We start from the raw sequence: 23864 nt of genomic DNA on the forward strand, positions 1-23864 counted from the left end.
CCCCATGGTCGACGGACAGCGCAGGAGGTGCACGACGGTGAACGGGAGCACGCGCACGGGCGCGCACACGGGCGTGCCCACCCCCCGGGGCACCGGCGGCGGCACCGACGGCGGAGCCGTCCGCCGCTGGCGGCCCGGCTTCCCGCTGGACGTGGCCCGCACCCTGCTCCCGCTGCGCCGCGGCCCGGCCGACCCGGCGTACCGGACCACCCCTGACGGCGCCGTCTGGCGCGCCTCCCGCACCCCGGCCGGCATCGGCACCCTACGGGTGCTCGCCCGCCCCTCCGAGGGCGTCGTCGAGGCGGGCGCCTGGGGCCCGGGCGCCCCCTGGCTGCTCGACCGGCTGCCCGACCTGCTCGGCGCCGGCGACGACCCGGCGGGCCTGGTCCTGCCCTCCGGCCCGCTGCGCGAGGCCCAGCGCGAGGTGGCCGGGGTGCGGCTGGTCAGGACCGGCCTGGTCATGGAGTCCCTGGTACCGGCGATCCTGGAGCAGAAGGTCACCACCGGCGAGGCCTACCGCGCCTGGCGCACCCTGCTGCGCGCCTTCGGCACCCCGGCGCCCGGCCCGGTCGAGGGCCTGCGGGTGGCGCCCTCGGCCCGCGAGTGGTCCCAGGTGCCGAGCTGGGAGTGGCACCGCGCGGGCGTGGACCCGAAGCGCTCGGCGACGGTGCAGCGCGCGGTGCGCCTGGCGCCGCGTCTGGAGGAGGCCTCCGCAATGGACCACGAGACCTCCTTCGCCCGCCTGACCGCGGTCCCCGGCATCGGCGTCTGGACGACCGCCGAGACCCTGCAGCGCAGCAACGGCGACGCCGACGCCGTCTCGGTCGGCGACTTCCACCTGCCCAACACCGTCGGCTGGGCCCTGGCCGGCCGCGTCCGCAGCGACGACGCCCAGATGCTGGCCCTCCTGGAGCCCTACCGCCCCCACCGCCACCGCCTCTGCCGCCTGATCCTCGCCACCGGCACCCACGCCCCCCGCTTCGGCCCCCGCCTCACCCCCAACGACCACCGCCACCGCTGACACCACACCTTCGGGTGAGCTGTCCGATCAGCGACGCACTACGGCGTAGTACCCGGCGTACGCTGGCCGCATGGAAGCAACCATGAGGGAACTGAACCAGCAGACGGCCAGGGTGATAGGAGCCGTCGAGCGCGGCGAGACGGTCACCGTCACCAAGGACGGCCGCCACGTGGCCACCATCGTGCCGCCGCACCTGGCCGAGCCCGTCTACCCGTTCCGGACCGACCCGATGGGTGACGAGATCGACGACCTGCCGGTCATCAGCGGCGGCCGCCGGATTCTCGACGATCCGGACAGTGCCATGGAAGGGTTCGGCGAGTGAGCGGCGTCGCAGTGGTCGGGGACACGGGAGCGCTGCTCTCCTGCTATTCGCCGGCGGAGAAGGAGCACCACGCCTGCCGGGCCGCGTTGCGCACGGTCGGGCACCTCGTCATTTCCCCGCTGGTCCTGGCCGAGCTGGACTACCTGGCCACCAAGTCGCTCGGTGCCGACGGGGCCATGCGCATCCTCGACGACATCATCGACAAGTGCGCGATCGGCCGGTACGAGGTTCCGGAAGTAGGCGCACACCTGGGAGCCGCCAGGGTTGTGATGCGTACGTATCCGAAGCTCAACATCGGCCTGACCGACGCGATCAACGTCGCGCTCGCCGCCGAGTTCCGCACCGACGCCGTGCTGACCGTCGACCGGAGGCACTTCCGGGCGGTCCGGCCGCTGACCGACCACGAGGCCTTCCGGCTGCTGCCGGACGACCTCGACAGCTGATTCCTCCTGCCGATCCCTCCTACCGGACCTCGATGAAGGCGGCGGCGGAGCGGTCGGGGCGGGTGCGCGGGGGTTCGGCGGGGTGGCCGACGGCGACGGCGCCCATCGGGTCCCAGTGGGCGGGGAGGTCCAGGGCGGCGCGGACGGTGTCGCGGCAGAACATGGTGGACGACACCCAGGCCGAGCCGTAGCCCTCGGCGGCCAGCGTGACCAGGAAGTTCTGCACGGCGGCGCCGATCGCCACGGTGAACATCTCCCGCTCGGCGGCGGCGCGGCGCTCGTCGGGGTAGTCGTGCGAGCCGTCCATCACCAGGCAGGGCACCACCAGGTACGGGGCGGCCCGCAGGACATCGCCGCGGGCCGTGCGGCGGGCGATCCTGGCCTCGTCCCAGCCGTCCAGCTCGGCGAGGTCGCGGCGCCAGGCGGCGAGCATCGCGTCCAGCAGCCGGGTCCGCACCTCGGGGTTCTCCAGCAGCACGAACCGCCACGGCGTGGTGTGGTGCGGCGCGGGCGCGGTGACCGCGGCGGCGACGGCGCGCCGGACGGCCTGCGGGTCGACCGGCTCGGGGGTGAACGCGCGGATGGTGCGCCGCTGGGTGACGGCCTGCCGGATCGCCTCGGAGGTGCCGAGCCGGAACATGTCCTGGTCGGCGGGCCGGATCAGCGGCCGGACGCCCTCGCCGTCCTCGGCGGTGACCAGGTGGCCGAGGCCGCGGACCACGGCGACCGGGGTGCCGGTGGCCTTGCCCTTCACCAGGTCGCCGGCGGCGGCCAGCTCGTCGGCGGTGGCGGTGACGGTGAGCGCCAGCTCGTTGCCGTGCGAGTCGGTGCGGCCCCGGTGGTCCTCCAGGACGGGCAGCCCGGCGGCGCCGATGGCGACGTCGGTGAGCCCGTTGCGCCAGGGCCGGCCGAAGGTGTCGGTGACGACGACGGCGAGTCGGCGCCCGGTCAGCTGCTGGAGCCGGGCGCGCAGCGCGCGGGCGGAGGCGTCCGGGTCCTCGGGCAGCAGCAGGACGGTGCCGGGGGCGGTGTTCGAGGCGTCGACGCCGGCGGCGGCCATCACCAGGCCGTTGCGGTTCTCGACGATCCGGGTGGGGCCGCGCCGGGCGACCACCCGGACGGCCTCGGCGTCGATCGCGGCCTCCCGGTCGGCGGCCTCCAGGATCCGGCCCTCGGCCTTGCTGACCACCTTGGAGGTGACCAGCAGGATGTCGCCGTCCTGGTACTCGGCGGCCTTGGCGATCAGCCCGGCGAGGTCGGAGTCGGCGTCGATCTCGGGCAGCCCGCCGACGGGCAGGATCTGGAGGGTCACCCGCGCACCTGCTCGGCGAGCGCGAGCGCGGCCCGGGCCATCTCGGCGGTGGCGGCGACGTCGGTCATCAGCAGCGGCACGGCCCGGCAGGCGATCCCGCCGGCCTCGACGGCGGCGACGGAGGCCTCGTCGGCGCTGTCCACCAGCCACCCGTCGATGAGCTCGGAGCCGTAGTTCAGCGCGACCGCCTCGGCGGTGGCCTCGACGCCGACGGCGGCGAGCACCTTGTCGGCCATGCCGCGCACCGGCGCCCCGCCGATGATCGGGGAGAGCCCGACCACCGGGGCGGGCGCGGCGGCGACGGCGGCCCGGATGCCGGGCACGGCGAGGATGGTGCCGATCGAGACGACCGGGTTGGACGGCGGGAAGAGGATGACGTCGGCGGCGGCGATGGCCTCCAGCACGCCGGGCGCCGGCTTGGCGGTGTCCGCGCCGACCGGCACGATCGCCTCGGCGTCGACGGCGGCGTGCAGCTTGACCCAGTACTCCTGGAAGTGGATCGCCCGGGTGCCCTGCTCGTCGGTGATCCGCACATGGGTCTCGACCCGGTCGTCGCTCATCGGCAGCAGCCGCACCCCGGGCCGCCAGCGCACGCAGAGCGCCTCGGTGACCTGGCTGAGGGTGTAGCCGGCGGTGAGCATCTGGCTGCGCACGAGGTGGGTGGCGAAGTCGCGGTCGCCGAGCCCGAACCACTCGGGCCCGACGCCGTACTCCTTCATCTCGGCCTTGATGGACCAGGTCTCGTCGGTCCGGCCCCAGCCCTGCTCCTCGTGGATGCCGCCGCCGAGGGTGTACATGACGGTGTCGAGGTCGGGGCAGACCTTCAGCCCGAAGAGGTGGATGTCGTCACCGGTGTTGCCGATGACGGTGATCTCGTCCTCGGGACCGATGGCCTCCCGGAGTCCGCGCAGGAAACGCGCTCCGCCGATCCCGCCTGCCAGTGCCACGATGCGCATGCGCCCATCCTGCCACGCGCCGACGGGTCGTCAGCCCGGTCCTCGACAACCCGCCGCCGGGTCTCAGCCAACCTCGGCGGACGTCTGCTGGTGCTGCTCCGGGACGGCCGCGGCGCCGCCGTACTGGTTCATCTCGGTCAGGCCGGGGCTGTAGAGGTGGATGGAGACGGCCGGCTCCAGCGAGCCGTTGACCACCTCGTGCAGGTAGCCGGCGGAGAACACCCGCTGCCCGCCGGGGCGCAGCGTGCGGGCACCGTCCCCGGCGTGCGTGAGGGAGCGTTCGACGAGCTCGCCCCGCACGACGGTCATCACGCCGGCCGAGGCGCCGTGGTCGTGGAGGCCGCTGCTCTGGCCGGGCAGCCAGCTGAGCAGCCAGACCTCGTAGCCGGGGCCGGTCTCCAGCCGGGCGTACCAGCGGGTGAGCGCGTCGTAGCGGACGAGCGGCTCCCAGCGGGCGCGGTCGGCGGCGATCTCGCGGACCAGCCGGGCGTGGTCGGCGACGGTGACCGGGTGCGTGGGCAGGTCGGTGCGGGCGAGGTGCGGGAAGGCCAGCGGGTCGCCGGCGATGGAGACGTCGCTGAGGCCGTCGGCCCACGGGTGGCCCGCGGGGTGGCCGCCGGAGGAGAGGGCGACGGGGGGCTGGGGGAGGGTCGTCTTGCTGCGGTCGCGGTTCCGCTTGCGGATGCGGATCATTCGCACGGGAGTCGTCCTCGGAGGGCTGGGTCGTCAGGGGATCAGCCGGATCCGGGATGTCCTGGGGCGGGAATCGCGGGCGGCCTCTGTGCTTCCTGGGCGGCGCGCGGCGGGACGGCGGGCGCCTAGATACAGCGGCAGGAACAGAGGCGACAACAGGAGTTCACGGCACGGCGGAGGGCGGAACCGCTCCGGGGGCTGGCGAACTCTGACATGGGGGTAAGGAGATCGCAGGGGAGGGGCCGGTGTCAACTCGGGGAGAGCGGACATTCGGGAGAGATGAGTCATGAACTACCCGATGGGGTGATAAATCACCCTCTATGTTTCGATGGGAAGATCGCCGGGAAGGGAGGCCGATGACCGGCCTTGTGGTGGTGACTGCGTGTCACCCGGCCCCCGGTTGCGGAGGGTTCACCGGCCTTCGAGGGCGATCGGGTGAGAGGTCCGTTGTGTCCGGTTATGTACACTATTCGTAACGGCTTGGTGCCGGGGAGTGAATCCTGGCCCCAATACCAGAGCTCGGCTTGACTGGGCCAGAGTGACGCAACTGTAATTTCACTCGTGTCGTCGGCCGCACGAGGCAACGGCAACCACGGGGACGCCAATAGGGGCAGAGGAGGCGCGCCACATGAGCGAGCTCTTTGAGCTGTTGATCGGTGACGGCATCGAGGAGGAAGAGGAACTCGGCTGGCAGGAGCGCGCGCTGTGCGCCCAGACCGACCCGGAATCCTTCTTCCCCGAGAAGGGCGGCTCCACGCGCGAGGCCAAGAAGGTCTGCCTCGCCTGCGAGGTCCGCTCCGAGTGCCTGGAGTACGCCCTCGCCAATGACGAGCGGTTCGGCATCTGGGGCGGCCTCTCCGAGCGCGAGCGCCGCCGGCTCAAGAAGAGCGCCGTCTGACCGGGGTGGACGCGTCCCCCGGATCCCCGGACCCCGGATCCTCGAACACCCGGCCCGTACGGACGACCTGCCACGAAGCGCCTCACCACCCTTGGTGAGGCGCTTTCGCGTTCCCGGCCGGGCACCCGGGACGGACGCCGTGGACGGAGCCGCAACCCGGAGCCGTTAGTGTGGTGCGCCATCCGGTTGCCGTTCACCGGCTGTGTCCACCGAGAACTGGGGCCCGCGCACGCGATGACCGTCTACAGCCACCAGAGCGGCCTCTCCTCCAGCAGGCCGCCCGCCTACCCGCGCCATCTGGTCACCGCCGTGATCGTCTCGCACGACGGCGCCCGCTGGCTGCCCCAGGCCCTCGCCGGCCTGCTCGGCCAGGACCGCCCGGTGCAGCGTGTGCTCGCCGTCGACACCGGCTCCACCGACGACTCCCCGCGCCTGCTCGCCGAGACCCTCGCCGACTGGCTCCCGGAGAGCGGCCCGACCGTCCTCGGCCGCCGGGCCGGCTTCGGCACCGCCGTCGGCGAGGCCGTCTTCAACAGCCCTCCGCTGCGCGCCGAGGACCTGCCCTACCGGCTCGACCCCTCCGGCTACGACCCGGTCACCGGCGGCTGGGACGACTTCGGCGACCCGCTCGGCGAGCAGGACGACCTCGGCCGCGGCGGCCCCCGGGAGACACGGCCCGTCGAGTGGCTCTGGCTGCTGCACGACGACTGCGAACCGCAGACCGACGCGCTGCGCCGGCTGCTCCAGGTCGCCGACTCCACCCCCAGCGCCGCCGTCGTCGGTCCCAAGCTGCGCAGCTGGTACGACCGCCGGCAGCTGCTGGAGGTCGGCGTCAGCATCGCCCGCTCCGGCCGCCGTTGGACCGGCCTCGACCGGCGCGAGCAGGACCAGGGCCAGCACGACCAGGTCCGCCCGGTGCTCGCCGTCTCCACCGCCGGCATGCTGGTGCGCCGCGACGTCTTCGAGGAGCTCGGCGGCTTCGACCGGGCGCTGCCGCTGATGCGCGACGACACCGACTTCTGCTGGCGGGTCAACGCCGCCGGCCACCGCGTCGTGGTCGCCCCGGACGCCGTGCTCCGGCACGCCGAGGCCGCCAGCCGCGAGCGCCGCGCGATCGACTGCGGCCCCGCCCACCCGCACCGGGTGGACAAGGCCGGCGCCGTCTACACCCTGCTCGCCAACTCCAAGGGCGCGCTCTTCCCCTACGTCCTGCTGCGGCTGGTGCTCGGCACCCTGCTGCGGGTGGTTGCCAACCTGCTCGGCAAGGACCCCAAGCAGGCCTTCGACGAACTCGCCGGCCTCGGCCACGAACTCGTCCGGCTGCCCCGGCTGCTGGCCGCCCGCAAGCGCCGCGCCCGCAGCCGCGCCGCCGACGCCCTGGACGACCGCACGCTCTTCCCCGCACCCGGCGCCACCGCCCGGCTCGCCGTCGAGGGCGTCGTCGGCTCGCTCGGCATAGGGGGCGGCGACGACGCCGGCGCCGGCAGGCACGGCACCGCCGAGGCCGGCGGCGACGAGGACGCCGAGGACCTGGTCGTCGAGCAGTTCGCGCTGGTCAAGAAGCTCGTCCGGCGCCCCGCCCCGGTGCTGTTCGCCGCCCTGCTGGTGTTCGCCCTGGTCGCCTGCCGCGGCCTGCTCGGCGCCGACGCCCTGTTCGGCGGCGCCCTGCTGCCCGCCAGCGACGGCGCGGCCGGGCTCTGGTCGATGTACGCCGACGCCTGGCACCCCGTCGGCACCGGCTCCACCGCCGCCTCGCCGCCCTACCTCGCGGTGCTGTCCATCCTCTCCTGGCTGCTGTTCGACCATGCCGACCTCGCGGTCACCCTGCTGGTCGTCCTCGCCGTGCCGCTCTCCGCCGTCAGCGCCTACCTGGTCTCCCGGCCGCTGATCGACTCCAAGCTGGTCCGCGCCTGGGCCAGCGCCACCTACGCGCTGCTGCCCGCCGCCACCGGCGCGCTCGCCCAGGGCCGGATCGGCACCGCCGTGCTGGCCGTGCTGCTGCCGCCGCTGGCCCGCGCCGCCGCGATCACCGCCGGCCTCGGCATCCGGGACGAGAGCGCCGCCAAGGGCGCCCGCCCCGGCTGGCGGCCCGCCTGGATGACCGTCCTGCTGCTCACCCTGGCCACCGCCTTCGTCCCGCTGATCTGGGCGCTGGCCGTTCCGCTCTGCCTGGCCATGCTGGTCACCGCGGTGGTCCGCGGCGGCGCCTTCGGCTCCGGCGTCACGGCGCTGCGGCTGCTCGGCCTGCGTGTCCTGGTGATCCTCGCGGTGCCGGTCGGCGTGCTCGCGCCCTGGTCGATCCAGGTGCTGACGCACCCGCAGCGACTGCTGCTCGAAGCCGGTCTGCCCGGCCTGCACGGCGCCGGCCCGACCGCCGCCGGGCTGCTCCTGGTCAACCCGGGCGGCGCCGGCGTGCCGCCGGTGTGGCTCTCCGCCGGTGTGGTGCTCGCCGCGCTGGCCGCCCTGCTGCGCGCCGACCGCCGCCGCGCCGTGCTCGCCGCCTGGGGCGCCGCCGGTGCCGGACTGGTCTTCGCCGTCGCGGTGGCCGGCACCTCGGTGACCCCGGCCTCCGGCGGACCGGCCGTACCCGCGTGGTCCGGCCCCGCCACCCTGCTGGCCGGCGTGGCCCTGCTCGCCGCCGCCGCGATCGGCGCCGACGGCGCCAACGCCCGAGTGGCCGGCATCGCCTTCGGCTGGCGCCAGCCGGTCGCCGCCCTGGTGGTGGCGGCCGCCGTGCTCGCCCCGCTGGGCACCGGCCTCTGGTGGGCCGTCACCGGCGCCGACGGTCCGCTGCACCGCGGCCGCGGCGCCCAGGTGCCCGCGTTCATCGCCGAGCAGGCCGGTACCACCGACCGCTCCCGCACCCTGGTCGTCACCGGCGACCCGAAGGGCGGCTCGGTCGGCTACACCGTGGTCCGCGGCGCCGGTCTGACGCTCGGCCAGGCCGAGTCCACCGTCGACCCGGCCACCGGCACCACGGCCGGCCTGGACCGCACGGTCGGCAGCCTGCTGGCCGGCTCCGGCGCCGACCAGGCGGGCGCGCTCTCCCGCTACGGCATCGCCTACGTACTGGTCGACCAGCCGCTGATCGGCGTCTTCAAGGACGTCCTGGACACCACCCCCGGCCTGGTCAAGGCCAACCAGGACGGCGGCGCCGCGCTCTGGCAGGTCGACGGCACCCCCGCCACCCGCGCGCTGATCACCGCCCCGGGCACCGTCCCGGTGGTCGTCCCGGCCGGTGAGCGCGACCTGGACACCACCCTGCCGGCCGGCCCCGAGGGCCGGGTGCTGCGGCTGGCCGAGTCCGCCGCCCCGGAGTGGAAGGCGACCCTGGACGGCACCGCCCTGGAGCCGGTCACCGTCGACGGCTGGGCGCAGGGCTTCAAGCTCCCGGCCGGCGGTGGCAAGCTGCTGGTCACCCGGGAGGGCAGCCTGCTGCACACCGGATGGATCTGGGCCCAGCTGCTGCTCGGCCTGACCGTGCTGGTGCTGGCCCTGCCCGGCCGGCGCAACCACAAGGACGACGACCTGCCCGAGGACGTGGTCGAGGCCGCCGCACTGGCCGCCGCCGCCCAGGCGCAGGCCCCGGCCCCCGGCAGCCGCCGGGCCCGCCGGATGGCCGAGCGCGGCGAGGGCGCCGAGAGCCCGGTCCCGGACACCGACGAACCGGAGACCGGGGTGTACGAGGGCCGGCCGGGCGCCATCCCGGCGCAGTCCGCCGCCGAGCCGGTGGCCGGAGCGGTCCAGGCGGCCGCCGCCGCGCAGGAGGCCGAGCCGTACACCGACCCGTACCAGGCGTACCCGCAGGCCGACCCGTACAGCTACGACCCGTACGCGGCCCAGCAGCCGGTGGGCGCGCCGTACGGCGGCCAGGGCTACGGCGGCCAGGACGGCTACCAGCAGCAGGGCTACCCGCCGTACCCGGCGGACCAGCAGTACGGCTACGACCCCTACCAGCAGGCCGCCCAGCCGACCGGCCAGCAGCCGTGGGTGCCGGGCCAGCAGCAGGCCGAGCCCTACTACGAGCAGCCGGACCCGAACGAGCCCCACGACCCGAACGGCCCGGGCCGGTACCCGCACCACCACGGATCGGGGAGCTGACCCGCGATGAAGAAGCCCGCCTTCAGGAAGAAGTCCGCCGCGCCGGACACCGCCCCCGCGGCCGAGCCCGCCGGGGCCCCCGGCGGCGCCCCCGCGCCGAAGGGCTCGGGTGCGGCGAAGACCACCCAGTCGCTGCTGGCCGCGGCCGTGGTGCTCGCGGCGGTGGTCGGCATCGCCGAGCTCCGCCCGCCGGCCGCCCCGGCCCGCACCGACGCGGCCACCGCCACCTCGGCGCAGGTCGAGCGGAGCACCGCGGTCTGCCCGATGCCGCTCCAGGGCCTCACCGGCTCCACCAGCCTCACCGCCTACACCCCGCCGGGCGCCGGCGAGGCCACCGGCGGCGCGGGCTGGCTCTCCGACGCGGCCGCGCCCGCCGCCCCGCCCGCCGCCCCGAGCGGCGCACCCGCGACCCCGGCCGCCACCGGCGCGCCCGCGCCCGCGGCCCCCACCGCCGCCGCGGCCGTGGACAAGGACACCGCCCCGACCGACGCCCGGCTCACCCTGGCCAAGCCCGGCACCCCGGTGACCGCCCCCGCCGCCAACGGCGACATCGCCCCCGGTTCCGGGGCCGTCGCCACCGGCGCGCTCGCCCCCGGCTTCACCGTCACCCAGACCACCACCGTCACCGAGCAGCGCGGCCTGGGCCTGTCCGGGATCACCTGCGCGCCCGCCGGCACCGGCTTCTGGTTCGCCGGCGCCTCCACCGCCGAGGGCCGCACCGACTACATCAGCCTGGTCAACACCGAGTCCAGCGCCGCCGTGGTCGACCTCAAGCTCTACGGCGACAAGGGCCTGATCGAGAACGACGCCGCCAACGGCATCACCATCGCCCCCGGCAGCTCGCAGTCGGTGCTGCTGCCCACCCTCAGCAAGGGCCAGGTCGCCGACCTCGCCGTGCACGTGGTCGCCCGCAGCGGCCGGGTCGGCGCCGCCCTGCACGCCGCCGACGGCAACAAGGGCGCCGACTGGGTGCCCGCCTCCGCCGACCCGGCGCCCGTCCAGGTGCTGCCCGGCCTGCCCGCCGACACCACGGCCGCCCGCCTGGTCGTCTGGGCCCCGCCGGAGGACGACGCCGACCTCAAGATCGAGCTCTCCGGCAAGAACGGCTGGTTCACCCCGGCCGGCAACGAGTCGATCCACGTCAAGGCCGGCATGGTGGCGGCCGTCGACCTCGGCAAGGTGACCCGCGACGAGGTCGCCGGCCTGCGGGTGTCGCCCAGCGACGACAAGCACCCCACCCCGGTGGTGGCCGGCCTGCGGGTCGACCGCGCCGCCGCCAACGGCAAGTCCGACGCGGCCTGGCTGACCGGCACGGTGCCGGTCGGCGCCCGCGCCACCGTCGCCGACAACCGGGGCGGCGGCGCGTCCACGCTCTTCCTCACCTCCACCGGCGAGGCCGCGACCGTCCGGGTCACCGCCTCGGCCGGCACCGGTGGCGGCACCCCCGCCACCAAGGAGGTCCAGCTGCCGGCCGGCGGCACGGTCGCCCTCCCGGCGCCCGAGCCCGCCGGACTCAACGGGAGCTACGCGCTCACCGTGGAGACCGTCTCCGGCGGCCCGGTCGTCGCCGCCCGGATGCTCGCGATCACCACCAAGGACGTGCCGATGTTCACCGTCCAGGCGCTGCGCGACGACCGCTCCAGCGTCAAGGTCCCGCGGGCCGCCCAGGACCCGGGCGTGGTCCTGCGCTGAACGCGCCCGCAACGCCGGAGGGGCCGCACCCGATCACGGGTGCGGCCCCTCCGGCGTTCCGCTCAGTCCTCGTCGTAGCGCGGGTCGATCGCGTCGGGGGAGAGCCCCAGCAGCTCCGCCACCTGCTCGATCAGGATCTCGTGCACCAGCGCCGCGCGGTCCTCCCGCGACTTCGCCCGGATCTCCACCGGCCGCCGGTACACCACGATCTGGCTCTTGCGGCCCTGCCGGCCCGGCGACACCCGGCCCAGCGGCACCCCGCCGTCCGGATCGGTGCCGTCCTGCTCGTGCAGCGGCACCTCCTGGACGGCGAACTCGACCTCGATCAGCTGCGGCCAGCGCCGCTCCAGCCGCTCCACCGACTCGCGCACGTAGTCGTCGAACAACTCGGAGCGGGTGAGCGAGATCGGGACCTGCGGCGGCGCCAACGGGCCGCGCAGACCCCGGCCGTGCCGGTCACGGTGCCGCGGGCGGCGTGAGGGACCCGTCGATGACTGCGGTGCGGAGCTGTCCATATCACTGCCGAGAGTAGTCCTTGGACGCCAGGAAGTGGACCACCCCCGCAGCTGTTCGCCCGGGGCGAGCGGAGCGACCGGGCGGCGCGCGGGCGACGACACGGCACCCCCTCCGGACAGGCGGTCTTCGCTCCCCGGCAGGGAGTGCTGTACCGTCCACCCTCGTGAGCTCTGTACGTCGTTGTTCGCGGACCGCGTGCGGCCGTCCGGCCGTCGCGACGCTGACGTACGTCTACGCGGACTCCACCGCCGTTCTCGGACCGCTCGCCACCTACGCCGAGCCGCACTGCTACGACCTGTGCGCCGAGCACGCCGAGCGCCTCACCGCCCCGCGCGGCTGGGAGGTGGTCCGGCTCGCGGCCGAGGCCGGGCCGCTGCGCCGCAGCAGCGACGACCTGGAGGCGCTCGCCAACGCCGTCCGTGAGGCCGCCCGCCCGCCGACCCCGCGTCAGGGCCGCGCCCCCCAGGGCGAGTCCATCGAGGGCAGCCGCCGCGGCCACCTGCGGGTGCTCCGCTCGCCCGACAACTGACCCGCGCCCGGTCCGGCTCCCGCCCGCGCCCCGCTCCCGCCCCCGCACGAACCGTTCCGCCGGCCCGGGTACGCTCCCCCCTACCGGGTAGCGGCCTTCGCCCTGCCCGGACCTATCGTGACCACGGGGCGACCAGCCCGCCGGCCAGGCCGCCGGCGCGTTCGCCGATCAGACACAGAACCAGGGTGGAGCCGCAGTGCGCGACCTCAAGCAGCTCGTGAAGGCGTACGACGTACGGGGCGTCGTCCCGGACCAGTGGGACGAGAGCCTCTCCCGCGCCTTCGGCGCCGCGTTCGTGCAGGTCACCGGAGCGACCGCGATCGTGGTCGGCCACGACATGCGCCCCTCCTCCCCGTCGCTGAGCCTGGCCTTCGCCGAGGGCGCGGCCGGCTACGGCGCCGACGTCGTGCGGATCGGCCTCTGTTCGACCGACCAGCTGTACTACGCCAGCGGCGCCTTCGACCTGCCCGGCGCGATGTTCACCGCCAGCCACAACCCGGCCCAGTACAACGGCATCAAGCTCTGCCGGGCGGGTGCCGCCCCGGTCGGCCAGGACACCGGCCTCGCCGAGATCCGCGAGCTGGTCGAGTCCTGGACCGGCGCGGACGACACCGTCACCGTCCCGGCCCGCGACGTCGCCCCGGGCACCCTCTCCGAGCGGGAGACCCTGCGCGGCTACGCCGACCACCTGCTCGGCCTGGTCGACCTCACCGCGATCCGCCCGCTCAAGGTCGTCGTCGACGCCGGCAACGGCATGGGCGGCCACACCGTGCCCACCGTCTTCGACGGCCTGCCGATCGAGCTCGTCCCGATGTACTTCGAGCTGGACGGCACCTTCCCCAACCACGAGGCCAACCCGCTCGACCCGAAGAACCTGGTCGACCTGCAGGCCCGGGTCCGCGAGGTCGGCGCCGACCTCGGCCTCGCCTTCGACGGCGACGCCGACCGCTGCTTCGTCGTCGACGAGCGCGGCGAGCCGGTCTCCCCGTCGGCCATCACCGCGCTGGTCGCCGCCCGCGAGATCGCCCGCGCCAAGGCCGCCGGCGAGGCCGAGCCGACGATCATCCACAACCTGATCACCTCCTGGACCGTCCCCGAGGTGGTCCGCGAGCTCGGCGGCACGCCCGTGCGCACCCGCGTCGGCCACTCCTTCATCAAGCAGGAGATGGCCGTCACCGACGCCGTCTTCGGCGGCGAGCACTCCGCGCACTACTACTTCCGCGACTTCTGGCGCGCCGACACCGGCATGCTCGCCGCGCTGCACGTGCTGGCCGCCCTCGGCGGGCAGCCCGGCACCCTCTCCGAGCTCACCGCCGAGTACGACCGGTACGCCGCCTCCGGCGAGATCAACAGCACCGTCGCCGACCAGGCCGGCCGCACCGCCGCCGTCCGCGCCGCCTTCGCCGTCGAGGGCACCACCGTCGACGAGCTGGACGGCCTCACCGTGGCCGGGCCGGACTGGTGGTTCAACCTGCGCGCCTCCAACACCGAGCCGCTGCTGCGCCTGAACGTCGAGGCCAAGGACCCGGCGAAGATGGCCGAGCTGCGCGACGGCGTGCTGGCCCTCGTCCGCGCCTGACGTCCGGCCCCGATGCCCCGGCCGGTAGGGTTTCCTCCGGCCGGGGCACCGCCGTGCCGCCGCCGAACCGCCCGCACCGAGACCGGAGACCGAACGCCATGAAGCTCGAATCCTTCCTGCTGGAGATCCTGGTCTGCCCGCAGTGCCGGGCCGCGCTCACCGAGGGCGGCACCGAGGAGCAGCCGGAGCTGGTCTGCACCGGCCAGGACTGCGGCCTCGTCTACCCGGTGCGCGACGGCATTCCGGTCCTGCTGGTGGACGAGGCCCGCCGACCGGCCTGATCCTGGACGGGGCAGCTCCGCCCCGACCGGACACCGCCCTGGACCGGCCCCCGCCGCGTCCGCCGTCCGCCGTCCGCCGTCCGCCGTCCTCAGCGCCCAGCCACCAGCCGGAGGCCCGCCGCATGCTCGACGACACCCTGCTCGACGACCCGGCCGCCCTCCAGCGCGCCGACCACGACCGCGCGCTGCTCGCCCTCGCCGGCTCCGGCGCCCGGGTCCGCACCGCCCTGCGGCTCGCCGACGCCGCCGGGCTGGACCGGCTGCGCCCCGACGGCCGCCCGCGCGCCGTCCTGGTCGCCGGGCACGGCAGCGCGCTGACCGCCGGCGAGATGCTGGCCGCCCTGGCCGGGACGGCCGGCCTGATCGCCCCGCTGCCGCCCGTCGACGCCGCTCCCGTCCCGCGCCCCGACCGCGCCACCGCCCCGGCCGCCTTCACCGCCGGCCTGGCCTGGCAGCTCCCCGGCTGGGCGGGCCCGCTCGACCTGCTGGTGATCAGTTCCGCCGACGGCGGCGAACGGGGCCTGGTCGCGCTCGCCGAGCAGGCCTACGCGCGCGGCTGCGCGATCGTCGTCACCGCGCCCGAGGACAGCCCGCTCGCCGAGGCCGCCCGGCAGGTCCGCGCCCTGCCGCTGCCCTTCGTACCGTCCGCCGTCGAGGCCGCCGAGCCGGGTACGCCCGGCGACACCGGTGGCGCGGCAGGCCACGGCGCCGAGCCGGACCTGCCCGCCGAGGACCCGGCGGCGCTCTGGGCCCACCTCGCCCCGCTGCTCGCGCTCACCCAGAAGCTCGGCGTCACCCAGCTGGCCTACGACGCGCTGCCGCTCACCGCCGACCTGCTGGACGCCACCGCCGTCCGCTGCCGGCCGGACGCCGCCGCGTACACCAACCCGGCGAAGGGGCTGGCCGCCCGGCTGGCCGGGACCGTCCCGCTGCTCTGGGCCGAGGGCCCGGTGGCCGGCGCGGCGGTGGCCCGGTTCGCCGCCCAGCTCGCCGACCGGGCCGGGCGTCCCGCGCTGGCGGGCCTGCTGCCGCAGGCGCTGACCGCGCACCGCGGCATGTTCACCGGGCAGCTCGGCGCGGGCGCCGACCCCGACGACTTCTTCCGTGACCGGGTCGAGGAGCCGGACCCGCTGCACCTCCAGGTCCTGCTGCTGCGGCACGTCCCCGGCGAGGCGTCGTCCGGTGCCGGGCCGTCCGGCCCGGACGCGGCGGGGGAGGCGGACGCCGGCCCCACCGAGGTGCCGGCCGACGACGCCGGTGCGCGCAGCTTCGGCGCCGTCCGGGCGCACCGGCTCGCCGCCGCGCACGACGTCCGGCTCACCGAGTACGCCAGCCACCGCGCCGACCCGCTGCACGCGCTGGCCGACCTGGTGGCGCTCACCGACTTCGCCGCCGTCTACCTGGGCCTCGCCGCCGCACAGTCCTGAGCCGCCGTCCCGGACCGGGCCCCGGGAGCGGGTCCCGGGCGGGCCGTCCCGGACCACGTACCGGACCGGTCGTCACGGGCCGTCGGCGGGCGGCCCGGTACCGTATGCGGTCGACGACGACCGGGACACCGGACGACCGGGTACGGGCCGCGCGGACGGCCCCCGACGGAGGGACCTTCCGAGCATGAGTACCGAAGGCGGTACCAAGGCGCTGGTCGCGGCGCTGACCGCGAACGTGGGCATCGCGGTGAGCAAGTTCGTGGCCTTCGCCTTCTCCGGCTCCTCCTCGATGCTCGCCGAGGGCGTCCACTCGCTGGCCGACTCCGGCAACCAGGTGCTGCTGCTGGTCGGCGGCAAGCGGGCGCAGCGGGCCGCCACCCCCGAGCACCCGTTCGGCTACGGGCGCGAGCGGTACATCTACGCGTTCCTGGTGTCGATCGTGCTGTTCAGCCTCGGCGGCATGTTCGCGCTCTACGAGGGCTACGAGAAGATCGCCCACCCGCACGAGCTGGACAACTGGTACTGGCCGGTGGGCGTGCTGGTGTTCGCCGTCGCGCTGGAGGGCTGGTCGTTCTTCACCGCCTTCCGCGAGGCCCGCAAGGATAAGGGGACGCACGGCTGGTCGGCGTACATCCGCCGGGCCAAGGCACCGGAGCTGCCGGTCGTGCTGCTGGAGGACAGCGGCGCGCTGATCGGTCTGGTGCTGGCGCTGTTCGGCGTCGGGATGACCGCGATCACCGGGGACGGCGTCTGGGACGGCGTCGGCACCCTCTGCATCGGCCTGCTGCTGGTCGTCATCGCGTTCGTGCTGGCGGTCGAGACCCGCTCGCTGCTGCTCGGCGAGTCGGCGCACCCCGAGGTGGTGGGCCGGATCCGGGACGCGCTGGTCGACCACGACTCGGTGGACCAGGTGATCCACATGCGCACCCTGCACCTCGGTCCGGAGGAGCTGCTGGTCGCCGCCAAGATCGCCGTCCCGGCCGACTCGACGGCCACCGAGGTCGCCGAGGCCATCGACGCCGCCGAGGCGCGGGTCCGGCGGGCGGTGCCGATCGCCCGGGTGATCTACCTGGAGCCGGACATCTACAGCGCGGAGAAGGCAGCGGCGGGCGACGACCCGTACGCCACGCCGGGCGGGCCCGTTCCCGGCGGCGCGCACTGAGGTGCCCGGCCGCCCCGGGCGGAGGCCGAAAACGGCCGTAGCGGGCCGCCGTCCGGGGCCGTCGGTGTAGATTCGTCCCCAGAGCCAGAACGTCGCTGCTGATGGCGGTCGATCGGCGGCCCGCCCCCGAGGGGGTGCGCGCCGGTCGAGGGAGAGAGGTCCTCCGACGGTTTGTGCCGAGCAACGGGGCATCCGTGCCGCGCCGGTCGACCGTGCCGCGGGCCGGGCGCCCCGGCGTCGCCGCACACCCGCGCGGCCCGCCGTGTTGTGACGCACTCCAGGACCTCGGCCCACGCCCCACCCGTCAGCGAGGAGCAGACGCATGTCGACCGACACCACCGGTGACTTCAAGGTCGCCGACCTTTCCCTGGCCCCGTTCGGCCGCAAGGAGATCCAGCTCGCCGAGCACGAGATGCCCGGCCTGATGGCGATCCGCGCCGAGTACGCCGAGTCGCAGCCGCTGGCCGGCGCCCGGATCACCGGCTCGCTGCACATGACCGTGCAGACCGCCGTCCTCATCGAGACCCTCACCGCCCTCGGCGCCGAGGTCCGCTGGTGCTCCTGCAACATCTTCTCCACCCAGGACCACGCCGCCGCGGCCATCGCGGTCGGCCCGGAGGGCACCCCGGAGAACCCGCAGGGCGTGCCGGTCTTCGCCTGGAAGGGCGAGACCCTGGAGGAGTACTGGTGGTGCACCGAGCAGGCGCTGACCTGGCCGGACGGCAAGACCCCGAACATGATCCTGGACGACGGCGGTGACGCCACCCTGCTGATCCACAAGGGCGTCGAGTTCGAGAAGGCCGGCGCCGCGCCGGACCCGTCCACCGCCGACAACGACGAGTTCCGCATCATCCTCGAGCTGCTCAACCGCACGCTCGTGGAGACCCCGAACAAGTGGACCGAGGTCGCCGCCACCATCAAGGGCGTCACCGAGGAGACCACCACCGGCGTCCACCGCCTGTACGAGATGCACCGTGACGGCAAGCTGCTGTTCCCGGCGATCAACGTCAACGACTCGGTCACCAAGTCGAAGTTCGACAACAAGTACGGCTGCCGCCACTCGCTGATCGACGGCATCAACCGTGCCACCGACGTCCTGATCGGCGGCAAGGTCGCCGTCGTCTGCGGCTACGGCGACGTCGGCAAGGGCTGCGCCGAGTCGCTGCGCGGCCAGGGCGCCCGGGTCATCGTCACCGAGATCGACCCGATCTGCGCGCTGCAGGCCGCGATGGACGGCTACCAGGTCGCCACCCTGGACGACGTCGTCGAGACCGCCGACATCTTCATCACCACCACCGGCAACAAGGACATCATCCTGGCCTCGCACATGGCGCGGATGAAGCACCAGGCCATCGTCGGCAACATCGGCCACTTCGACAACGAGATCGACATCGCCGGCCTCGGCAAGCTCCCGGGCGTCGTGAAGACCGAGGTCAAGCCGCAGGTCCACGAGTGGCGCAAGGCCGACGGCCGCACCATCATCGTGCTCTCCGAGGGCCGCCTGCTGAACCTGGGCAACGCGACCGGCCACCCGTCCTTCGTGATGTCCAACTCCTTCGCCAACCAGACGATCGCCCAGATCGAGCTGTTCACGAAGACCGAGCAGTACCCGATCGGCGTCTACGTGCTGCCGAAGCACCTGGACGAGAAGGTCGCCCGCCTGCACCTCGACGCGCTGGGCGTGAAGCTGACCACCCTCACCCAGGACCAGGCCGACTACATCGGCGTCCCGGTCGAGGGCCCGTACAAGTCGGAGCAGTACCGCTACTGATGCGGTGACACCGATCGGCCCCGCGCCGACGCACGCCGGTGGCCGGCACTCCCCGCGGGGAGTGCCGGCCACCGGCGTGCGCGGAGCGGGTTCAGCGGATGACCTCCGTGGTCCAGGCGTTCTTGTCGGTGCCGAGCGAGGTGACCCGGTCGAGCAGGCCGGCGAAGCCGCCGATCGAGGCGAAGGGCGCCTCCCCGTCCATCGCCTCGACGCAGAGCTTGACGCCCTGGGAGCTCCGGCAGCTGTGCGGCCGTTCCTGGACGGGGAAGCCGAACGGGTTGGTCGGGCTAGGCGTCGGGGCGGTGTCGGGCGCGGCCGTCAGGGAGATCGACTTGTCGCCCAGCATGAAGATGACGGACGCCTCCCAGGCACGGTTGTTGCCGCTCTCCGGACCGTAGTCCAAGCTCGCTCCCGCCCGGGTCAGGCCGGCGGGCAGGCCGTTGACCGTGAACGGCATGGCCACCGCCTGCGGCTCGATCCGCACCCCGGCGGCAACCTGCACCACCACGTCCGTGACCTGGTCCGCGTCACTCATGTACGAGGCCTGCAGCTGGGCCCAGCGGCCGTCGGCGGTTTGGAAGCGCAGCGTCCAGTCGCTGCCCAGGCCCGCCGGGTTGTCCGGTGCGCTGCCGACCCAGTACGCCGGCCTGCCGTTCACCGGGGCGGTGTCCACCCGGTACCGGGGTCCGGCACCGCCGGAGTCGAGCGAGGGTTCGACCCCGGGCGCGTAGACGGTCAGGAAGAGCAGCTGGCGGTTGAAGTCGGCGGTGGCGTTCGTCTGCTTCGGACCGATGGCCTTGGCCTGCGACATCCCCGGCTGCCCGGAGAAGCCCTTGTTGTAGACGACGGTGTCGAAACCGGCGGGCAGCGGGCCGAAGGTGCCCTGCACCACGAGCGGGTCGCGGCCGGTGTCCGGGCCGAGCGGGAGCCCGGCGGTGCCGGCGGTGGCGGAGGCCGCCGCCACGGTGGTGGAGCCCGAGCGGCCGTCGGGCCAGGCGGTGTTCAGGGTGGCGGCGCCGACCGCCACCGCCGTCACCGCGCCGAGCACGGCCAGCCGCCGCCGCATCAGCCGGGACCGGCCGGTCCGGACGGCCCAGGCGGTGTCGGCCGCGGCCGTCGGCGCCGGGGAGTCGGCCAGCGCGGTGAGCTCGGCGGCCAGCCGCTGCTCGGTCGCGTTGAGCGGGGAGGAACCGTCGTACGGGTCGTTCACGAGGTGATCCTTTCGGAGGGACCGGCCACCGCTGCGGCGGTCTCGCGGTCGAGGTGCCGACGCAGCGCGTCGAGGCCCCGGGAGGTCTGGCTCTTGACGTTGCCGGTGGAGCACGCCATCGCGGCTGCGGTCTGCTCGACGGTGAGGTCGCAGTAGTAGCGCAGGACCACCGTCGCCCGTTGCCGGGGCGGCAGGGCGGACAGTGCGGCCCGGAGGTCGACCGAGACGTCCAGGTCCGGGCCGGGCACCGCCCGTTCCGGGAGGGTGTCCTCCCGGCGGCGCGCCGACCAGCGGCCCCACGGCGAGCGCTGCTCGGCGAGGAACGTGTTGACGAGGACCGTCCGCACGTAGCCGTCGATGTTCTCCACCTTGGACATGCGGCCCCAGCGCACGTAGAGCTTGGTGACCGTCTCCTGGACGAGGTCGTCCGCGCGGTGCCAGTCACCGCACAGCAGATAGGCCACCTTGCGCAGCCATGGGCTCCGCGCGGAGGCGTACTCCGTGAACTCGGCCTCGCGGGTCTGCTTCGCCATCGATGGGATCTCCTTTCCGGCGATGCCTCGGTTCGCAGCGCCCACCTCCCTGATGCGGCCCGTCGGGGGGAGGTTGCATGCCGGTCGCGAAAGATCCCGGACGTAGGCTTTCGGGCATGCCCAACGGCCGGTACTCGCTCCACGACACCCACGACCACGTCCTGCTCGGCGAGGAGCGGTTCAGCTGCGCGCCCGGCCCGGCCGGCTGGCGGTACGTCTCCAAGACGTACGCACCGGACGGCCGCGTCCTCGGCACGGTGGACCTCACCCTGGACTCGCGCGCCCGGCCGCTGCGGATGGAGCTGCGCGCCGGCGGCTGGCAGGTCCGCGGCGGCGCCGTCGACGGGGTCGCCTGGGTGCGGGCCGACGTGGCCGACCCGGCCGGCGAGCAGGCGGTGGAGGGGCACGACCGGGCCCACGGCTTCACCGGGCGTTCGCCCGGGTTCCTGGTCGCCACCGCGCGGCTGCTGCGGCTGCGGGAGGGGGCGAGCGCGCGGGTGCGGCTGGTCACGTTCACCGAGCCGGTGCTGGCGCCGCGCACCTTCGACCAGGGCTGGCTGCTGGAGGGCGTCGAGACGCATACGACGGACTCGGGGCCGCTGGTCGTCGAGCGGTACCAGGTGGCGGACCTGGAGACGGGCGAGCAGCAGGTGGTGCACCTGGCCGGGGACGTGGTGCTGGCGGCGGGCGGGGTCGAGCTGGAGGAGCTGGAGTCGCCGCCCAATCCGTGGCCGGCGGAGTTCGGTTACGGCGAGGGCGCGGACGGCTGACGCGTCGGGCGGCGCTGACGGATCAGGCGGGCGGGGCGAAGCCGCTGCCGGAGGCCGGGGGCGTCGGCGGGGCGGGCGGCGCCGGTGCGGCTGGCGGGGTCGGCGCCCAGGCCTGCTGGTGGGCGTGGGCCTGAGCGTGGGCCTGAGCATGTGCCTGCCGCTGGGCCTGCGCCTCGGCCTGGGCCTGCTGGGCCGCGTACCCCTGCGCCCGGCTCCACTCGCGCCGCTGGCGCTCGGTCAGCACCGCCCCCAGGTACGCCGCCGGGTGCACCCCGTACGGCACCGGATGGCCGGTACGGGCCGCCAGGTCGTCCGCGAGCCGGGCGGACATCTGGTGGGCGACGACCTGGTCCAGCTGGCCGATGCGCCCGAGGAACTGCCGGATGGCCAGCCAGAGCGGCTCCGGCACGGCGGAGAGGTCCAGCGCGACCAGCTCGCCGCCGATCGCCTGCAGCAGCTGCGGGTTCACCGGCGGCAGCGCGATCGCCGAGCCGCTCCCGCCGGGCACCCGCTCGCGGACCACCAGCGTCCCCGCGAAGACGTCGCCCAGCCGCTTGCCCTCCGAGGACACCACCGAGCAGACCACCGCCGGGACCCCGAACAGCACGATGATCTCCAGGAAGCCGACCAGCCCGCGCACCAGCGAGTGCCGGAACCGCACCGGCCCGCCGTCGCTGCGCACCACCCGGAGCCCCAGGGCGGCCTTGCCCAGCGAGCGTCCCCGGGTCAGGGTCTCGATCATGACCGGCAGCGCGACCAGGAAGAAGACGGTCAGTCCGATCGTCACGGCGGCGACCGCCGCACCGTCCAGGTCGACCAGGACCAGGCTCAGCAGCAGGGTCGTCGCCACCAGCCCCGCGATCTGCACGGTGAGGTCGAGGACGATCGCCAGCCCCCGGCTCGGAAGCTTCGCCGCGCGCAGGCCGAGGACGACCGCCTCGCCCGTCACCAGGTCGCTCAAGACACCCGTCCGTTCCCGTCGGTGGTATGCGGTCCGTGGGCGGGGAATCCGGCGGATCGGCCCCCACGATCCCGAGATCTGCTGCCGTCAACATACGGGGCCGCGGAGCCCGCCGGGAAGGGAGGTCCCGACGGTCTCCACGTCGTCCGGCCCTGGCATGCTGGGCCCACCTGTCCGCACCGCCCGACCGCGCGCCCCGCGCCGACCATGGAGCCGCCGCATGGACCTGGACGTCTTCGTCGCCACCCACCAGGGGGAGTGGGCCCGGCTGGACGCCCTCGCCAGGAAGCGACGCCCGACCGGCGAGGAGGCCGACGAACTCGTCGCCCTCTACCAGCGCGTCACCGGGCACCTGGCCAAGGTCCAGGCCGCCGCGCCCGACCCGACCCTCGAGGGCCGGCTGACCAGCCTGGTCTCGCGGGCCCGCGACGCGGTCACCGGCAGCCGGACCAGCGGCTGGCGGGACGTCGCGCGCTACTACACGGTGAGCTTCCCCGCCGCGCTCTACCGTTCGCGCCGCTGGTGGATCCCGGTGGCGGTGCTCTCCCTGCTCGCCACCGCGCTGGTCGCCTGGTGGGTGGCCGGCCACCCCGAGGTCCGCAACAGCCTGGCCGCGCCGGCCGAGCTGCGGGAGATGACCAGGCCCGGCGGCGCGTACGAGACCTACTACTCCGACCGTCCGGCGAGTTCCTTCGCCGCCCAGGTCTGGACGAACAACGCCTGGATCGCCGTGCAGTGCCTGCTGTACGGCGTGGTGCTCGGCCTCCCGGTGCTGTGGGTGCTGCTGAGCAACGTCCTCAACCTCGGCCTCGGCGTCGGGCTGATGGCCTCCGCCGGCCGGCTCGACACCTTCCTCGGCCTGCTCATCCCGCACGGCCTGCTGGAGCTGACCGCCGTCTTCGTCGCCGGCGGCCTGGGGCTGCGCCTCGGCTGGACGATCGTCGACCCCGGCCCGCGCACCCGCGCCACCGCACTCGCCGAACAGGGCCGCTCGATCATCGGCATGGCCATCGGCCTGGCCACGGTGCTGGCAGTGTCGGGCGTCCTGGAGGCGTTCGTGACCCCGTCCGGCCTGCCGACCTGGGCCCGGATCACCATCGGCGTGCTCGCCGAGGTGGCGTTCCTGTTCTATGCGCTGGTGTTGGGCCGAAAGGCCGCCGCGGCCGGAGAAACCGGTGACCTGGACGCGGCCGATCGGGCGGACTTGCAGCCGGTCGCGGCCTGAGCGATGTGATCAACAGGCCCCTGAGCTGCTACTGTTCTCGCATCCCGGCAAAACCATTGACGTGGTTGGGGTGGGGTAGTAGGTTTGAACGGTTGGACCGGCTGGACAACAGCCAGGCTCGGGCGTTAATGTCTACGACACCGCCGAGTCGAGGTGAGTGTGCTTCATCGAATGCACGCCCTCTCCGACAAGGTAAATCCCGGAACTGAGCACACCGAAAGCTTTGATAAGCTTCGGAGCGAAGTTGAAGGAAATCCCCCCAGCGGGAATCGGATGAATGAAACTCCGGAAAACGGAGCGGAAAACGTCTGGTAAGCTGGAAACACGAAAGAACGAAGCGCCCGGAGGGCCGGTGTGAAAGCCGCCTGAAGGAAGCGTCCGTTCCTTGAGAACTCAACAGCGTGCCAAAAGTCAACGCCAGATATGTTGACATCCCCGGCCTCGGACTTGTTTCGGGGTTGG

21 protein-coding genes are annotated in these 23864 nt (G+C 74.4%); 14 read left to right on the forward strand and 7 right to left on the reverse strand.

The annotated features are described in order from the left end of the window. The first annotated feature begins 4 nt into the window (after window positions 1-4). The 3 genes from ACFVUH_RS33865 (at window position 5) to ACFVUH_RS33875 (ending at window position 1786) form a co-directional block, all read left to right on the forward strand. A complete protein-coding gene (locus ACFVUH_RS33865) occupies window positions 5-1021 on the forward strand; it encodes a DNA-3-methyladenine glycosylase family protein (protein WP_387917316.1) in 1017 nt (338 codons plus the stop codon). Window positions 1022-1091: 70 nt separating this feature from the next. Continuing rightward, window positions 1092-1343 carry a type II toxin-antitoxin system Phd/YefM family antitoxin gene (locus ACFVUH_RS33870; protein ID WP_387917317.1) on the forward strand — a complete coding sequence of 84 codons (252 nt, stop codon included), beginning with the start codon at window positions 1092-1094 and terminating at the stop codon, window positions 1341-1343. Continuing rightward, window positions 1340-1786, forward strand: coding sequence for a PIN domain-containing protein (locus ACFVUH_RS33875; RefSeq protein ID WP_387790674.1), 447 nt, complete (start codon window positions 1340-1342; stop codon window positions 1784-1786). Before ACFVUH_RS33870 ends, ACFVUH_RS33875 begins: the two co-directional genes overlap by 4 nt. 19 nt (window positions 1787-1805) lie before the next feature. Here ACFVUH_RS33875 and ACFVUH_RS33880 read toward each other — a convergent pair whose 3' ends face one another. The 3 genes from ACFVUH_RS33880 to ACFVUH_RS33890 form a co-directional block, all read right to left on the reverse strand. Then, window positions 1806-3098, reverse strand: coding sequence for a coenzyme F420-0:L-glutamate ligase (locus ACFVUH_RS33880; protein ID WP_387917319.1), 1293 nt, complete (start codon window positions 3096-3098; stop codon window positions 1806-1808). Continuing rightward, window positions 3095-4054 carry a 2-phospho-L-lactate transferase gene (cofD, locus tag ACFVUH_RS33885; protein ID WP_355373241.1) on the reverse strand — a complete coding sequence of 320 codons (960 nt, stop codon included), beginning with the start codon at window positions 4052-4054 and terminating at the stop codon, window positions 3095-3097. The genes ACFVUH_RS33880 and cofD overlap by 4 nt, the downstream gene beginning before the upstream one ends. A 63-nt stretch (window positions 4055-4117) precedes the next feature. Further along, window positions 4118-4753 (reverse strand): cysteine dioxygenase family protein, encoded by a 636-nt coding sequence (locus ACFVUH_RS33890; protein WP_355373239.1) that lies wholly within the window; start codon window positions 4751-4753, stop codon window positions 4118-4120. Between the two features lie 622 nt (window positions 4754-5375). Here ACFVUH_RS33890 and ACFVUH_RS33895 point away from each other — a divergent pair. From ACFVUH_RS33895 to ACFVUH_RS33905, 3 genes are all read left to right on the forward strand, one after another. Next, entirely contained in the window at window positions 5376-5645 is a 270-nt protein-coding gene (locus ACFVUH_RS33895) for a WhiB family transcriptional regulator (protein ID WP_030310813.1), read from the forward strand. A gap of 234 nt (window positions 5646-5879) precedes the next feature. Continuing rightward, window positions 5880-9746 (forward strand): glycosyltransferase, encoded by a 3867-nt coding sequence (locus ACFVUH_RS33900; RefSeq protein WP_387917321.1) that lies wholly within the window; start codon window positions 5880-5882, stop codon window positions 9744-9746. A 6-nt stretch (window positions 9747-9752) separates the two neighbouring features. Continuing rightward, the gene (locus tag ACFVUH_RS33905; protein ID WP_387917322.1) at window positions 9753-11438 is read left to right on the forward strand and encodes a DUF5719 family protein; all 1686 of its coding nucleotides are present in this window, start codon (window positions 9753-9755) and stop codon (window positions 11436-11438) included. Window positions 11439-11500: 62 nt separating this feature from the next. Here the strand turns inward: ACFVUH_RS33905 and ACFVUH_RS33910 are convergent, their stop codons facing one another. Further along, a complete protein-coding gene (locus tag ACFVUH_RS33910) occupies window positions 11501-11953 on the reverse strand; it encodes a metallopeptidase family protein (protein WP_355373231.1) in 453 nt (150 codons plus the stop codon). A gap of 164 nt (window positions 11954-12117) precedes the next feature. On the opposite strand from ACFVUH_RS33910, the gene ACFVUH_RS33915 reads away from it, so the two are divergent. The 6 genes from ACFVUH_RS33915 to ahcY all read left to right on the forward strand — a co-directional run bounded on the left by ACFVUH_RS33915 (window position 12118) and on the right by ahcY (window position 18703). Further along, window positions 12118-12483 (forward strand): DUF3499 domain-containing protein, encoded by a 366-nt coding sequence (locus ACFVUH_RS33915; protein WP_355373229.1) that lies wholly within the window; start codon window positions 12118-12120, stop codon window positions 12481-12483. A 196-nt stretch (window positions 12484-12679) separates the two neighbouring features. Continuing rightward, the gene (locus tag ACFVUH_RS33920) at window positions 12680-14062 is read left to right on the forward strand and encodes a phosphomannomutase/phosphoglucomutase (RefSeq protein ID WP_355373226.1); all 1383 of its coding nucleotides are present in this window, start codon (window positions 12680-12682) and stop codon (window positions 14060-14062) included. Window positions 14063-14160: 98 nt separating this feature from the next. Continuing rightward, entirely contained in the window at window positions 14161-14343 is a 183-nt protein-coding gene (locus ACFVUH_RS33925) for a Trm112 family protein (RefSeq protein WP_355373223.1), read from the forward strand. Window positions 14344-14465: 122 nt separating this feature from the next. After that, window positions 14466-15770, forward strand: a complete 1305-nt coding sequence (locus ACFVUH_RS33930; protein ID WP_387917324.1) for an SIS domain-containing protein — start codon at window positions 14466-14468, stop codon at window positions 15768-15770. A gap of 184 nt (window positions 15771-15954) precedes the next feature. Continuing rightward, entirely contained in the window at window positions 15955-16932 is a 978-nt protein-coding gene (locus tag ACFVUH_RS33935; RefSeq protein WP_355373217.1) for a cation diffusion facilitator family transporter, read from the forward strand. Between the two features lie 322 nt (window positions 16933-17254). After that, window positions 17255-18703 carry an adenosylhomocysteinase gene (ahcY, locus tag ACFVUH_RS33940; protein WP_355373215.1) on the forward strand — a complete coding sequence of 483 codons (1449 nt, stop codon included), beginning with the start codon at window positions 17255-17257 and terminating at the stop codon, window positions 18701-18703. A gap of 91 nt (window positions 18704-18794) precedes the next feature. Here ahcY and ACFVUH_RS33945 read toward each other — a convergent pair whose 3' ends face one another. Next, window positions 18795-19913 (reverse strand): hypothetical protein, encoded by a 1119-nt coding sequence (locus ACFVUH_RS33945; RefSeq protein ID WP_387917327.1) that lies wholly within the window; start codon window positions 19911-19913, stop codon window positions 18795-18797. Continuing rightward, complete coding sequence (locus ACFVUH_RS33950) at window positions 19910-20446, reverse strand: SigE family RNA polymerase sigma factor (RefSeq protein ID WP_387917329.1); 537 nt, start codon at window positions 20444-20446, stop codon at window positions 19910-19912. The genes ACFVUH_RS33945 and ACFVUH_RS33950 overlap by 4 nt, the downstream gene beginning before the upstream one ends. A gap of 116 nt (window positions 20447-20562) precedes the next feature. Here ACFVUH_RS33950 and ACFVUH_RS33955 point away from each other — a divergent pair, with 116 nt between their 5' ends. Next, window positions 20563-21216 (forward strand): hypothetical protein, encoded by a 654-nt coding sequence (locus tag ACFVUH_RS33955; RefSeq protein WP_387917331.1) that lies wholly within the window; start codon window positions 20563-20565, stop codon window positions 21214-21216. Between the two features lie 22 nt (window positions 21217-21238). Here ACFVUH_RS33955 and ACFVUH_RS33960 read toward each other — a convergent pair whose 3' ends face one another. Then, complete coding sequence (locus ACFVUH_RS33960) at window positions 21239-22177, reverse strand: RDD family protein (protein ID WP_387917333.1); 939 nt, start codon at window positions 22175-22177, stop codon at window positions 21239-21241. Between the two features lie 220 nt (window positions 22178-22397). On the opposite strand from ACFVUH_RS33960, the gene ACFVUH_RS33965 reads away from it, so the two are divergent. Continuing rightward, on the forward strand, window positions 22398-23402 hold the full coding sequence (locus ACFVUH_RS33965) for a stage II sporulation protein M (RefSeq protein WP_355373202.1): 1005 nt from the start codon (window positions 22398-22400) through the stop codon (window positions 23400-23402). The last annotated feature ends 462 nt before the right edge of the window (window positions 23403-23864 follow it).

The sequence above is a fragment of the Kitasatospora sp. NPDC058032 genome, assembly GCF_042885845.1.
In the GTDB taxonomy this organism is placed as follows: domain Bacteria; phylum Actinomycetota; class Actinomycetes; order Streptomycetales; family Streptomycetaceae; genus Kitasatospora.